12 protein-coding genes and 1 pseudogene are annotated in these 13,019 nt (G+C 62.2%); 6 read left to right on the forward strand and 7 right to left on the reverse strand.

The features are described 5' to 3' along the window. Positions 1-135 precede the first annotated feature (135 nt). A complete protein-coding gene (locus tag CFR80_RS11400) occupies positions 136-1,923 on the forward strand; it encodes an ABC transporter ATP-binding protein/permease (RefSeq protein WP_010515810.1) in 1,788 nt (595 codons plus the stop codon). Here CFR80_RS11400 and CFR80_RS11405 read toward each other — a convergent pair. From CFR80_RS11405 to CFR80_RS11415, 3 genes are all read right to left on the reverse strand, one after another. Next, a complete protein-coding gene (locus CFR80_RS11405; RefSeq protein WP_029329669.1) occupies positions 1,892-2,791 on the reverse strand; it encodes a metal ABC transporter solute-binding protein, Zn/Mn family in 900 nt (299 codons plus the stop codon). The two genes, CFR80_RS11400 and CFR80_RS11405, sit on opposite strands and share 32 nt — an antisense overlap. Before the next feature lie 142 nt (positions 2,792-2,933). After that, positions 2,934-3,785 carry a metal ABC transporter permease gene (locus tag CFR80_RS11410; RefSeq protein WP_010515808.1) on the reverse strand — a complete coding sequence of 284 codons (852 nt, stop codon included), beginning with the start codon at positions 3,783-3,785 and terminating at the stop codon, positions 2,934-2,936. After that, positions 3,782-4,594, reverse strand: coding sequence for a metal ABC transporter ATP-binding protein (locus CFR80_RS11415; protein WP_010515807.1), 813 nt, complete (start codon positions 4,592-4,594; stop codon positions 3,782-3,784). Before CFR80_RS11415 ends, CFR80_RS11410 begins: the two co-directional genes overlap by 4 nt. A 232-nt stretch (positions 4,595-4,826) precedes the next feature. Between CFR80_RS11415 and CFR80_RS11420 the strand changes: the two genes are divergently transcribed. After that, positions 4,827-5,456, forward strand: coding sequence for a LysE family translocator (locus tag CFR80_RS11420; RefSeq protein WP_010515806.1), 630 nt, complete (start codon positions 4,827-4,829; stop codon positions 5,454-5,456). Positions 5,457-5,580: 124 nt separating this feature from the next. Continuing rightward, entirely contained in the window at positions 5,581-7,026 is a 1,446-nt protein-coding gene (gene fumC / locus CFR80_RS11425) for a class II fumarate hydratase (RefSeq protein WP_110507385.1), read from the forward strand. A gap of 99 nt (positions 7,027-7,125) precedes the next feature. Here fumC and CFR80_RS11430 read toward each other — a convergent pair. The 4 genes and pseudogenes from CFR80_RS11430 to CFR80_RS11445 all read right to left on the reverse strand — a co-directional run bounded on the left by CFR80_RS11430 (position 7,126) and on the right by CFR80_RS11445 (position 9,973). After that, positions 7,126-8,338: pseudogene (locus CFR80_RS11430) on the reverse strand (SMP-30/gluconolactonase/LRE family protein). Positions 8,339-8,401: 63 nt separating this feature from the next. After that, positions 8,402-8,716 (reverse strand): antibiotic biosynthesis monooxygenase family protein, encoded by a 315-nt coding sequence (locus tag CFR80_RS11435; RefSeq protein ID WP_010515802.1) that lies wholly within the window; start codon positions 8,714-8,716, stop codon positions 8,402-8,404. Between the two features lie 34 nt (positions 8,717-8,750). Continuing rightward, on the reverse strand, positions 8,751-9,512 hold the full coding sequence (locus CFR80_RS11440) for an SDR family NAD(P)-dependent oxidoreductase (protein ID WP_010515801.1): 762 nt from the start codon (positions 9,510-9,512) through the stop codon (positions 8,751-8,753). A 104-nt stretch (positions 9,513-9,616) separates the two neighbouring features. Continuing rightward, positions 9,617-9,973, reverse strand: a complete 357-nt coding sequence (locus tag CFR80_RS11445; protein WP_010515800.1) for a YidB family protein — start codon at positions 9,971-9,973, stop codon at positions 9,617-9,619. 244 nt (positions 9,974-10,217) lie between these two features. Between CFR80_RS11445 and CFR80_RS11450 the strand changes: the two genes are divergently transcribed. From CFR80_RS11450 to CFR80_RS11460, 3 genes are all read left to right on the forward strand, one after another. Further along, the gene (locus CFR80_RS11450) at positions 10,218-10,538 is read left to right on the forward strand and encodes a hypothetical protein (RefSeq protein ID WP_048856021.1); all 321 of its coding nucleotides are present in this window, start codon (positions 10,218-10,220) and stop codon (positions 10,536-10,538) included. A 45-nt stretch (positions 10,539-10,583) separates the two neighbouring features. Further along, positions 10,584-12,020, forward strand: coding sequence for a cryptochrome/photolyase family protein (locus tag CFR80_RS11455; protein ID WP_110507386.1), 1,437 nt, complete (start codon positions 10,584-10,586; stop codon positions 12,018-12,020). A gap of 343 nt (positions 12,021-12,363) precedes the next feature. After that, on the forward strand, positions 12,364-12,921 hold the full coding sequence (locus CFR80_RS11460) for a hypothetical protein (protein WP_010515797.1): 558 nt from the start codon (positions 12,364-12,366) through the stop codon (positions 12,919-12,921). Positions 12,922-13,019 lie beyond the last annotated feature (98 nt).

The following is a 13,019-nucleotide window of genomic DNA, read 5'->3' on the forward strand; positions in this document are numbered from 1 at the left end:
GTCGTGATGATTCTTAAGACTGTTCCCCATTGCCCCCCGGACCGCCATCCATGCGCAATGGACATTGAGTCCGCCCCGACTTCGTGGGAATGCTTGGCTGACAGTCTTGGCCCTAACCCTGTGCACGGGATCAACATGCAGCATTTGCGCCTTCTTCTGAAAGATGTCTGGTATCTTACCCGCCCCTATTTCACGTCCGAGGACAGGAAATGGGCATGGGGCCTGCTGGTGGCGGTACTGGTGCTGACCTTTTCCATCGTGGGGCTGGACCTGCTGCAGTCATTTTCGCGCAATGCCTATTACACGGCGCTGCAGCAGCATGATGCCAGGACCTTCCTGCGCGGCCTGTTCTGGTATGTGCATAATGACCAGGGCCTTGTGCTGGGGTTCTTCATCGTGACCATTCCCATGGTGCTGTGCAGTATCTATGCCACCTACCTGCAGCAGATGCTGGGCCTGCGCTGGCGGCGGTGGCTGACCCAGCGCATGACGCGGCAGTGGATGGAAAACCAGACCTATTTCCGCATCGCCATCACCACGTCCGGGTTGGAGGCCGGGGCCGACAATCCCGATCAGCGCATACAGGAAGACCTGAACAGCTTTGTCACCGATACGCTGACGCAGTTCATCAACCTGCTGTCCAATATCGTGACGCTGCTCAGTTATGTCGGCCTGCTGTGGGCGCTGTCCGGCCCGCTGGAGGTACTGGGCATTTCCATACCCGGTTACTTCTTCTGGGCCGCGCTGATCTATTCCGTGCTGGCGACGTGGGTCACGCACCTTGCGGGGCGCAGGCTGGCGGGGCTGCAGTTTTTCCAGCAGCGCGCCGAAGCCGACTTCCGCTACAGTCTTGTCCATGTCCGCAACAATGCCGAAGGGATTGCCCTGTACCGGGGCGAGGGAGAAGAACAGGCCGGGCTGAACCGGTCGTTTTCGCAGGTATACGGCAATTTCCTTACCATCATGCGCCGGACCAAATGGCTGGGGCTGCTGACGACGGGGCTGGAGGTCGTGTCGGGCAACTTCGCGATGCTGATCGGTTCGATCCGCTATTTCGCGGGCAAGATGACGTTCGGCACGCTCATGCAGCTTGTCATGGCGTTTTCGCGCGTGCAGGGCGCGCTGGGGTGGCTGTCCACATCCTATGCCTCGCTGACGACATGGCATGCGGAGGTCGCGCGTCTGGCCACTTTCCAGCGTGTGATGGACCGCGCGCAGGCCATGCGTGACGAGGTCACGGTGGTGTCCGCCCCGCCCACCGCGAACCTGCAGGTCAGCGGACTGGATGTCTTCCGTCCCGACGGCGCGCCACTGCTGCGCAATGTCGATTTCACGCTGGAACATGGGCAGATGACGGTGGTGACCGGGCCGTCAGGCACCGGCAAATCCACGCTGTTCCGCGTGCTGGCGGGGATATGGCCGTTCGCCACCGGCACCATTACGCAGCCGGACGTGGCGATGATGTTCGTGCCCCAGCGGCCCTACGTGCCCACCGGCACGCTGCACCGGGCCGTGACCTATCCTGCCGGGGTGGAGGCCTACGCGGAAGCGGATGTGATCCGTGCCCTGCAGCAGGTCGGACTGGGCGCCCTTGCGCCACGGATCGAAAGCGAGGAGGCATGGGGCCAGATCCTGTCCCCCGGTGAACTCCAGCGTCTGGCTTTCGCGCGTATCCTGCTGGCGCGGCCGGGCTGGGTGTTCCTTGATGAATCAACATCCAACCTTGATGCGGAATCGGAAGCGGCGCTGTACGCGCTGCTTCGTCAGGCGTGTCCGGACATGACGGTTGTCTCCATCACGCATCGGGAAACGGTGGTGGCGATGCACGTCAACCGCGTGGACCTGTCCCCCTTTGCCGTGCCGGCAGCACCCGCGGGCAGCGGCGGAACCGTCAGCGCGCTTTCTGCATCGCCGCAACCATAAGATCGGTATTGTGCCGCATCATGGTGATGTAGTCGGGTGCAGGACCACCGGGGGGGGACAGTGCTTCGGCATACAGTTCCCCGCCGGGACGCGCATCCGTCGCGCGTGCCACCTGCTGGACCATGCGGGGATCGGTTGCGTTTTCCAGGAAGTAGGTGGTCACACCCGTCTGGCGGATCTGCTGGATCAGGCTGGCGACATCCCCGGCCGAGGCTTCCGTCTCGGTTGACAGACCCTGCGGGGCCATGAACGTCAGGCCATAGGCGCGCCCGAAATAGCCAAAGGCGTCATGGCTGGTCAGGATACGCCGATGATCGGCCGGAATGGTGGCGATGCGTTCGCGGATGTCATGGTCCAGCGTACGCAGCTGCGTGACATAGGTGGCGGCGGACGCGCGGAAGCTGTCGGCATCCGCCGGGTCGATGGCGATCAGCGCATCACGGATGTTGTTGGTCCAGATGATGACGTTGGACACGCTGTTCCACACATGCGGGTCCGCTTCGGCCTGGTGCCTGCCCGGCGGGGTATAGAGGCTGATCCCGTTGGATACGATAACGGGCGTGCCATGGTACCCCGCCGCATGCGCAAGGCGGCTGAACCATGTTTCCAGTCCCTCGCCACTCATGAACACGATATCGGCCTGCCGCAGTTGACGGGCGTCGTCGGGGGACGGTTCGAACTCATGCGGGTCGCCATCGGGCGGCACTAGTGACGTGACATGCACATGCGTGCCGCCGACATGGGCTACGACATCGGCCAGCACGGTAAAACTGGCGACCGCCTGAACCGTATGGGACGCAGGCGCCGCATGGGCAGGCATGATGGACAGAACCCCGCAGAGGCCCAGCAGGCAGGACAGGCGGCGCATGGGCACGAACTCCATATAACTGTTAAAAAACAAAATGTTCCGGATGCCGTCTTTTTCAGAAAGGCGGCGTACATGACATGCGGGTGTTCGTATGACCGGCTGGCCATCCTGTGGATCGGCCACTGAACCTGTCCTCAGACAATCAGGAATGGGCCGCGCGCAGGCCTGCGGGCGACATGACAAGCGAAAGGACATACAGCACGCTGCACGTCAGGATGATCGATGGTCCCGCCGCCAGGCGGAAATGATAGGACACCAGCAGTCCGATCAGCCCCGCCACCATGCCTGTCAGGGCGGACAGCGCCATCATGGGCAGTAGCCGGCGCGTCCACAGGCGTGCGGTCGCGGCGGGCACCATCATCATGCCTACCGACATAAGCGTGCCCAGCGCCTCGAACCCCGCCACAAGGTTGATGACGACCAGAAACAGGAACGCCATGTGGTACAGCCCGCCCTGTCCGCCGGTCATGCGCATGAAGCCGGGATCGACACATTCCATGACCAGCGGCCGCCAGATGATGGACAGCAGGGCAATGGTGAGCGTCGTGATGCCGCCCATCAGGTACAGCGCCGGTGCGTCAATGCCCAGTATGGTACCGAACAGCACATGCAGCAGGTCGATATTCGACCCGCGCGCGGAGACGATCAGTACGCCCAGCGCCAGAGAAGTCAGGTAGAAACTGGCGAAACTGGCATCTTCGGCAAGCTGGGTGCGTCTGCTGACCAGACCGGCCAGCAGGGCCACGCCCAACCCCGCCACGATACCGCCCAGCCCCATGGCAGTCAGCGACAGGCCACCCGCCAGCAGGAACCCGATGGCGGCCCCCGGCAGGATCGCGTGGCTCATCGCATCGCCAATCAGGCTCATCCGCCGCAACTGCAGCATGACGCCAACCGGCCCCGCCCCCATGCCAAGGGTCACGGACGCCACCAGCGCGCGGCGCATGAAGCCGAACGACGCAAAGGGGTCCCATAACGTGGACAGGATGCTCATGCCTGCATTCCCGTTTCCGGCCACGGATCCCGTGCCCCGCCATAGGCGCGCTGCAGGGTGACCGGTGTCAGGATGTCGGGCGTCCGGCCCCATGTCGCTCGCCCGGCGTGAAGCAGCACGACATCGGGAAAGCAGGTGCGGATCTGGTGAATGTCATGCAGCACGGCAATGATGGTGCGGCCCTGCGCATGCCATTCACAGACCAGCGCCAGCAGGTCCTGCGTCGTGGGCGTATCCAGCGCGGTAAAGGGTTCGTCCAGCACGATGACCTGCGCATCGGTCATGAGCAGCCGGGCAAAAAGCAGGCGTTGGAACTGGCCTGCGGACAGGGCCGAGATCATGCGCTCCGCCTGACCTTCAAGGTTGACGCGCCGCAGGGCCGCCGCCGCGCGCAGGCGTACCGTCCGGTCCGCCCGGCCAAAGGCTCCGGTCTGTCGCCATGCCCCGCCCAGGACCATGTCGGTCACGCTTATGGGAAAGTTCCGGTCGATGATACGGGCCTGCGGCAGGTAGCCAAAGTCACGCGGGCCAAGGCCACCGCGCGTGATCGTTCCCTGCGCCAGTGGCAGTTCGCCCATTATGACACGCAGCAGCGTGGACTTGCCGGTACCGTTGGCGCCGGCAATGGCTGTCATGCTGCCGGGACTGAAGCTGCCGCTGACATGCTGCCAGACCGGCTGGCCGCCCATCGTGGCGGCGGCATCTTCCAGCCGGATCGTACCATGGGTCATGGCGCCGCCACGGCCCATGCGATCAGTGCCCATAATACCGCGCATGGCAGGGTCATGCACGCCAGGCGCTGCCACCATGCGCGCGCCATCCATGTCAGTGGCAGCGGGGAAGGGGGAACAGCGGGGGCGGGATGATGCATGGCTGTCCGTCTGCCTTGGTCCGGGGACAATGTGGAAACAGGAGGGGAAAGCGGCATGGGGACGACCAGAGTGTTATAATATAACATATTCTTATAGCATGGACTTGCCGACCGTCAAGGGAAGGCGGCATGGTGCCTTCCTGACATCATGAACAGGCTGGTCCGGACAGGTGACGTTTCATACATGGCTGCTGTTTGCGGCCACCGCTTTTGTATTATCCGCAATGCCGGGACCGAACATGATGCACGTCATGTCCACCAGCATCCGGTATGGGGTGCCGCGCAGTGTCGGGGTCATGGCGGGGTGCATGCTGGCGATCGTGCTGGTGGTCAGTGCATCGCTGGCAGGCATGGCGGGGGTGCTGGCGGCCTCGCCACGGCTGTTTGCGGTATTGCGGGTGATCGGGGCCGCGTATCTGGTGTTCCTGGGCGTGCGGGTATGGCGCGCGCGGGACGGGGCGGGCGATGACGGGGTGGATATGGCCATGTTGCCGCCCGTCGCCATGCGGGACCTGTTCCGTGACGGGTTCCTGACCGGGATCAGCAATCCCAAGCTGCTGCTGTTCGCCGCGGCCTTCCTGCCGCAGTTTGTCAATCCTGCCGCCGCGCGCATGCCGCAATATATCATTCTGGTCGTGACCTTCGCGGCGGTGGAGGTGTTCTGGTACGGGATTTATGCCGGTGGTGGGCGCGTCCTGTCCGCATGGCTGCGCACGCCGGTGGTGCGGCGGGTTTTTTCCATCGTGACCGGGCTTGTGTTCATGGGGTTCGGGGCCATGCTGCTGCTGACGCGCATGTAGGAAGGGCAGTGGCCAGCAGGTAGCCCTCGCTACCCCGCGCACCCGCTTGTGATGCCGGGCGGGGGCGCGAAAGCCCGGCGGTGTGCCCATATTCCCTTCAACCATAAAGGGAAGGAACGCCAGCATGACCGAACCCACGATCAGGGACTGTCCCATCGGCCTTGATGCCACCGGCACACGGCGCGAGAAGGATTCGATGGGGGGAATCGATGTTCCCGCAAACCATTACTGGGGCGCGCAGACACAGCGCAGCCTTGTGCATTTTTCGATCGGGCGGGACCATATGCCCATCGAGGTCTGCCACGCCTACGGCATCGTCAAGAAAGCGGCGGCGCAGGTCAATGCGGCCGACGGGCGCATGCCGCAATGGAAGGCTGACGTCATAAGCCGCGTTGCGGATGAGGTGATCGCGGGCAGGCTGGATTCCGAATTCCCGCTTTTTGTCTGGCAGACCGGATCGGGCACCCAGACGAACATGAACGTGAACGAGGTCATCGCCAACCGCGCCATCCAGCTTCTGGGCGGGACCGTCGGGTCCAAGACCCCCGTACACCCCAATGATGATGTCAACATGGGGCAGTCGAGCAACGATTCCTTTCCCACCGCCATGCATGTCGCAACCCTGCTGGAAATCGACAGCCGCCTGCTGCCGCGCGTGCGTGAATTGATCGAAAGCCTGCGCACGAAGGCCGAGGAATGGATGCAGGTGGTCAAGATTGGCCGTACCCACCTGCAGGACGCTGTGCCACTGACGGTGGGGCAGGAATGGTCCGGCTGGGCGCAGCAGCTTGAAGATGCGCTGGAAGCGGTCGAGGCCGCGCGCCCCGGCCTGCTGCAGCTTGCGGCGGGCGGGACGGCGGTGGGCACCGGCCTGAACGCCCCGCCGGGCTTCAGCCGTGCCATTGCCGGACGCATTGCCGCGCTGACCGACAGGCCGTTTGTCACCGCGCCCAATAAATTCGCGGCCCTTGGCGGGCTGGACGCCATGGTACGGGCATCCGCCGGCCTGCGCGGGGTGGCGGTCACGCTGCTCAAAATCGCCAATGACATGCGCCTCCTCGGGTCCGGGCCGCGCTGTGGTCTGGGCGAACTGCGCCTGCCGGAAAATGAACCGGGGTCTTCCATCATGCCGGGCAAGGTCAATCCGACCCAGTGCGAGGCAATGGTCATGATCTGCACACAGGTGCTGGGTAATGATGCCACCGTGGCCTTCGCGGGTAGCCAGGGGCAGCTTGACCTGAACGTGATGCGCCCGGTCATTGTGGCCAATGTGCTGCATGCCATCCGGATCCTTGCCGATGGCTGCCATAATTTCCGGGTCTTTTCGGTCGAGGGCACGAAGCTGAACCGCAAGCGCATTGATTCTTATGTAGCGGGTTCGGTCATGCTGGTCACAGCACTCAGCCCCGAAATCGGGTATGACCGGGCGTCCGCCATCGCCCATCAGGCCATGGAGCATGACATCAGCCTGCGGGAGGCCGCCCTTGCCTCGGGCTTTGTGGATGAAGTGACGTTTGACCGTCTTGTCCGCCCGCTGGACATGGTGGGCAAGGGCGTGGGTGGAGCCTGATGCCTGAAAGCAGATAAAAGTATTTGGCGAAGCTTTTTTTCAAAAAGCTTCGTTAAACGCCGCCTTTTTAAAAAAAGGCGGCGCCCGGAAACTTGAGATCTAAGAGGGCGCGGCCCCCTGCGTGTTCACCTGCAGGGTAAACAGCGCATCGCCCGCGCACATGAACAGCACATCCCGCTTTGGGCCGCCGAATGTCAGGTTCGATACCCCGCGCGGCAGGCGCAGTCGCCCGATCATGTGGCCGTGGGGGTTGTACACCACAACACCACACAGCCCCAGCGGCCCGTTGGCCCCGCACCACAGGTTGCCGAAAATATCGGTGCGCATGCCGTCGGGAATCATCTGGTGGCCATTGAGCATCATGTCGGCGAAGGGGCGCAGGTTGCGCACGTCGCCGCCCACCACGTCACCTGCATGGATATGCTGGTCACCGCCATGACCGTCCTGTCCCGGTCCGGGGCCATCGGAAATGACATAGACGATCTTTCCATCAGGTGAGAACGCAATTCCGTTCGGGTCCGGCAACTGCTGCTGTGTCAGGACGGCGCGGACATCGCCGGTGGCCGGGTCCACGCGGAAAGACATGGTCTTCCTGCCGCCTGTGTCCGCCAAACTGGGTCACGACTTCCCCATCCAGCGTCCAGCGTTCGATCCCGTTGCGGTTGGCGGGTGCACCGGGGGCGTCGGGGTGGCCTTCCACGATCGTGTCGCCATAACCGGGATCGGTAAACCAGACACTGCCATCGGGGTGGACCGCCACGTCATTGGGGGAGTTCAGAGGTGCGCCGCCGTAACTGTCGATCAGTACGCGGCATGACCCGTCATGTTCCCACCGGACCACGCGGCGCATGCCGTGTTCGCAACTGACCAGACGGCCCTCATTATCAAAGGCATTGCCGTTGCTGTTGTAGGAATAGTCACGGAAGACCGAAACCGCACCATTTTCCCACAAATAGCGGTACTGCTGGGCACGGATCGTATCACTCAGCAGCAGGAAGCGTCCTTCGCTGTTCCATGCCGGGCCTTCCAGCCATCCGCCGCCACGCCATGCCAGTTTCAGGCCGGCATTGGCGTAGGCCAGATTACCGAAGCCGGGATCAAGTACCAGTATGTCCGGGTCCGGCAACGGCGTGACCGGTGCATCCGCCCCCCATTGCCGGGGCGGGGTGGAGATCACGCTTGCCGGTTGCGGCAGGTTGTCCGCAGCTATCGCGCGGGTGGACAGGCCACCTGCCCATAATCCGCCCGTAACCAGCCCCCCGGCCAGCAGGGCGCGCCGGGTGGGTGGGAACGGACAGGTGACTGGTGGCATGGAACGCGCCTTTCTGCTGTGGGACCAATCCTCCCGTTCAGGCCGGGGGGCAGGGCAGTCAGTTCAGTTTTCGATATTCTGCAGCACTTCAAACCCTTCGAACACCGGGGGGCCGGCCATGAGCGGCTTGCGGTTGCCCGCATGGGCGTGGGCGGCGCGGAACTGTTCCGACTGCGTCCAGCCGACAAAGGCTTCATACGATTCCCATACGGTGTGCGAGGCGTAGAGGATGTAATCCTCATGCGTGGGGCCCTTGAGGAACTGAAAACTGACAAAGCCGGGCACGGTGCGCAGGTGGACTTCACGCCCCAGCCAGCGTTCACGGAATTCCTGCTCGTTTTCTGGCGGGATACGGAAACGGTTCATGGCAATGTACATGGTGTGCTTCTCCTGTTCTGTCGTCCGGTGGCCCCTAGCGACCCCCGGATACCGTCATCACGCTGCCTGTCATATACGATGATGCGGGAGAAAGGAGAAAGGCCACCGCCTGCGCGATTTCGTCCACATGCCCCACCCGCCCCATGGGGACGACAGTTTCCGCCAGTTTCGCGGTTTCGGGCGGTACCATGTCGGTTGCGGTCAGGCCGGGGGCAACAGCGTTGACGCGTATGCCTTCCCGCGCGACTTCATTGGCCAGGCCACGGGTAAAGGTCTCGACCGCTGCCTTGCTTGCGGCATAGGGAACCAGCCCCGGCAGCCCACCCAGACGCGCCGCGACGGAGGACAGGTTCACGATTACGCCGCCCTTTCCGCCATGGCGGGTGGACATGCGCCGCACGGCCTCGCCCGATGCCAGCATGGTGGCGCGGATATTGATGTTGAACAGGGTATCCAGTGTTTCGGCGGTCTGTTCATCAACCCGCACCTTCGTGCCGGTAATGCCTGCATTGTTGACCAGTCCCGTCAGCGGCCCGAGATCGGCTGCCTGTTCAAACAGGGTGCGGATTTCTTCAGGCTTCGATATGTCGGCCCGGATCGCCAGTGCCCGCCCGCCGTGGGCCGTGATGGTGCGGGCCAGTTCTTCCGCCGGGGCGGCGTTGGCGGCGTAATTGATGGCGACGGCATGGCCTTCACGTGCCAGCAGGCTGCTTATGGCATGGCCGATGCCCCGGCTGCCCCCTGTTACGATCACGACGCCGGGTGATGGCGCGGGGGTGGAATTGACGCTGTTCATGAACCCGTCCTGCCTGCTGTGCTGATATCAGATGAGACGATCATAGGCCCGCGGGCGGGCATGCAAACAGGAAAACATGCCGACCCGCAGGCCATGGGCGTATATCAGCCATCCAGCCGCGACAGGTGCGGCAGCAGGTCGGACAGGCCCTTGATGGTGGCGTTGTGGGACAGTCCCGTCTCGGCAGAGAAGCGGTCGATGACCGGGGCGGGAATCAGCCGGGTCACCACATCTTCCCCAACCGGGGTATTGGTCGGATGGTTTTCCCATTGCGTGACCTGCGCCTCCAGCCCCGCCCTGCGGGCGCGGTCATGCAGGTCGCGCCGTCCGGGGCTGCCGGCATCACCCATATAGGCGATGACCGCGCTCATCAGGCCGGATGTATCGGTGCGCGCGCCTGTCAGCACATCCGCAACCTTGTCTGCCGTCTGTCCGATCTGGTCTGTTGCTGCTTTGGCCATGGGTTGGCTCCTTCAATAATCAGTGGGCAGGGATATGAAGCCAACGTAGGCAGGGGCGGATGTGTCCCATCACGGATTTATGAAGAAAAGACGTGAATTCCCGCGGGAACTTTTTGCAGCCTGCATCTGCATCGTTCCATGATGGCAGCACTGCATGGATGTGTCTTGACTCAGGCGGCAAACTGCAATGCGCTGGATGATATAACAAAAATTGCCATGTCATTATCTGAAGGGAGACAGCCAGATGCAATGCATTCCCGCCGTGTGGCGTTATGGGGCGCACGGCCTGATCTGGACATTCCATTTTACCATGGCCGTCGTACTGGTCAGTGCCAGCGCGCATGCCGCAGGACGTGAGGACCAGGCCAGCGCCTGCAAGGGCGATGTCTTCCGGCTGTGCTTTCTTGACATTCCGAACGAAAAACTGATGACGGAATGCCTGGAAAGCAAGCTTGATCAGCTTTCCCCCAAATGCCGCGCCATGTTCGAAGATGACGAGGCACAGGACGCCGAACACAGGCAGGAAGATGCGGCAGTTGCCCGGGAAGTCGCGCCCACGCACTGACCACGCATTTGACGGGTCGGGGGATTGTGTCCACACAGGACCGTAATGATGATGCTTCCAGCCCACCGGAAAACCGTGACCCTTCCCGATCGTGCCCCGACCATCATGTGGTTTCGTGATGACCTGCGCCTTATGGATAATCCCGCCCTGTGTGATGCTGCTGCACGCGGGCCGGTCATATGCCTGTATATCCACGACCCGGCCTTTCCGCTGGGCGGTGCGGAAAAATGGTGGCTGCACGGGGCGCTGACGGCGCTGGACCATGACTTGGGCGCATGTGGTGGCCGGCTTTGGATCATGGCCGGGGACTCGCGGGAAAACCTGTCCTGGCTGGTTGGCCAGACCGGGGCGGAGGGTGTGGTGTGGAACCGGCGTTATGGCCCTCATGCCCGGCAGGTGGATGCGGACATAAAGGCGGCATTGAAGGCGCGCGGAATCGACGCATGCAGCCATCCCGGCAACATGCTGCATGAACCGTGGCAGGTCCGCACGAAGCAGGGCACACCTTTTCGCGTCTTCACGCCCTGGTGGCGTGCCGTGCAGGCCATGGGGGCGCCCCTGCCCCCGCTGCCTGCGCCCGTCCGGACCACCTTCGCGCCAGTCCCGTCCGCGGTTGCGGACCGGCTTGTGGCGGTTCCGGACCTTGCCCTTCTGCCTGTGCGGCCTGACTGGGCAGGAGGATTGCGCGGGCAATGGCAACCGGGGGAGGCGGCGGCCCATGCCCGTCTGGATTCCTTTGTTGCGGAACAGGTTCATGGCTATGCCACGCGGCGTGAACTGCCCGCGCAACCTGCCACATCGGGACTGTCGCCCTATCTGCGCTTTGGTCATGTATCCGCCCGGCAGATCTGGCACGCGGTGGATGCGACAGGACAGGGAGATCAGGATACCGCCTGTTTCCTGAGTGAAGTGGGATGGCGGGATTTCGCGCAGTCCACCCTGTTTGACTTTCCCGATCTGGGCACGACCAATCTGCGCAGTGAATTCAACGGCATGCCATGGCGGCATGATCCGGCGGCGCTGCGGGCGTGGCAGGCAGGGAAAACCGGCTATCCCATTATTGACGCGGGCATGCGTGAGCTATGGCATACGGGCTGGATGCATAATCGCGTGCGGATGATTGTTGCGTCATTCCTGACCAAGCATCTGCTGACTGACTGGCGCGCGGGTGCAGCGTGGTTTGCCGATACGCTGGTGGATGCGGATGCCGCCAGCAATCCCTTCAACTGGCAATGGGTGGCCGGGTGCGGGCTGGATGCCGCCCCCTATTTTCGCATATTCAACCCGGTATCGCAGGGGGAGAAATTCGATCCCGCTGGGGAGTATGTACGGAAATGGGTGCCTGAAATCGCCCGTCTGCCCGATAAATACATCCATGCGCCATGGAAGGCCGGGTCTGTTGCCCCTGCCGGATATCCCCCGCCCATCGTGGATCTGGCAGGTGGGCGTGCGCGTGCCCTTGCGGCTTGGAAATCACTATAAGACTTTGAAATAAGTCGTATTTTCAGAAAGTGGACAGATTTTACGTTGGGTGTTAAGAAGCTTGCCTAAAATAGGAAGTAAATTCTATTATTGTAAACATTATTTAAAATATAAATAAAGGAATTCAAACGCATTCTGGATGTTTTTTTCGGTCATTGGAATGCGGAATAAAGAATTTGTTTCTGTAAAAAAACGTAATTTCAGGTGCTTTTTTCAATCATGTTCCTCAGATGGAACATGTATATGTAACAGGGGACGACACTACATGGGCAGGCGGTCCGGTTCTGCAACAGCCATTTCGTACAGTGGAGGACGCCTCGCCTGTAGCGGCGGGCACTTCGATATGGATATGATCCGCCGCGCCGTTGCCCGCTCCCGCAGTGGCTGCAGGCATATATCCGCGATTTCCCTGCAGTCGATCCTGGCCTGTTCCGGTGCGTGGATCAGCCTGTGCCTGCATGAACTGCATGACTGGAACCAGGGAATTTTTGGTATTGATGGCGGGACGATCGTCATCACCCCGTCCCGGTCGGATGGTGCCACCATCCTGCCGGTTGAGGTACGACGGGGCGGTGGCAGCCTGATATTCAGTGCAGCGGAAAAAACGGATGGCCTGCTGCTGGTGCACCTGACCCGCATGCATGACGTCCATGCCTGCGTGCAACTGGTGTTTCAGGGCTGTGCGCGCCAGTTTGCCTGTTACGATCCCATGACCGACATGACCCTTGTCGGCCTTATGCCAAAGCAGGAAAAACCCGATGGCTGGGTGGCGGTGCGTCTGGAGGGGAATCCGTGGCATATCGATCATTCCGCCGCGACGGGGGAACCACGTCCGCCTGTCCCAATGCGGGAATGGCAGGCTGCCGGACAGGATGCGATTATCCTGCGCCTGCCTGCATAATACCAACGGTTATGGGCACTGACCTGTGTGAGCCCACTTTCTAAGACCGATGGATCGAATGGTGTCAGGCAAGGCGGCAAGATTATTCCAAGCGGAAC

This window comes from Komagataeibacter oboediens, assembly GCF_003207815.1.
In the GTDB taxonomy this organism is placed as follows: domain Bacteria; phylum Pseudomonadota; class Alphaproteobacteria; order Acetobacterales; family Acetobacteraceae; genus Komagataeibacter; species Komagataeibacter oboediens.

What these genes read in the sequence shown, in the direction of transcription:
- CFR80_RS11400 (WP_010515810.1), top strand. Translation starts at nt 136, where the DNA reads ATGCAGCATTTGCGCCTTCTTCTGAAAGATGTCTGGTATCTTACCCGC.
- CFR80_RS11405 (WP_029329669.1), bottom strand. Translation starts at nt 2,791, where the DNA reads ATGCGCCGCCTGTCCTGCCTGCTGGGCCTCTGCGGGGTTCTGTCCATC.
- CFR80_RS11410 (WP_010515808.1), bottom strand. Translation starts at nt 3,785, where the DNA reads ATGAGCATCCTGTCCACGTTATGGGACCCCTTTGCGTCGTTCGGCTTC.
- CFR80_RS11415 (WP_010515807.1), bottom strand. Translation starts at nt 4,594, where the DNA reads ATGGTGGCAGCGCCTGGCGTGCATGACCCTGCCATGCGCGGTATTATG.
- fumC (WP_110507385.1), top strand. Translation starts at nt 5,581, where the DNA reads ATGACCGAACCCACGATCAGGGACTGTCCCATCGGCCTTGATGCCACC.
- CFR80_RS11435 (WP_010515802.1), bottom strand. Translation starts at nt 8,716, where the DNA reads ATGTACATTGCCATGAACCGTTTCCGTATCCCGCCAGAAAACGAGCAG.
- CFR80_RS11440 (WP_010515801.1), bottom strand. Translation starts at nt 9,512, where the DNA reads ATGAACAGCGTCAATTCCACCCCCGCGCCATCACCCGGCGTCGTGATC.
- CFR80_RS11445 (WP_010515800.1), bottom strand. Translation starts at nt 9,973, where the DNA reads ATGGCCAAAGCAGCAACAGACCAGATCGGACAGACGGCAGACAAGGTT.
- CFR80_RS11450 (WP_048856021.1), top strand. Translation starts at nt 10,218, where the DNA reads ATGCAATGCATTCCCGCCGTGTGGCGTTATGGGGCGCACGGCCTGATC.
- CFR80_RS11455 (WP_110507386.1), top strand. Translation starts at nt 10,584, where the DNA reads ATGATGATGCTTCCAGCCCACCGGAAAACCGTGACCCTTCCCGATCGT.
- CFR80_RS11460 (WP_010515797.1), top strand. Translation starts at nt 12,364, where the DNA reads ATGGATATGATCCGCCGCGCCGTTGCCCGCTCCCGCAGTGGCTGCAGG.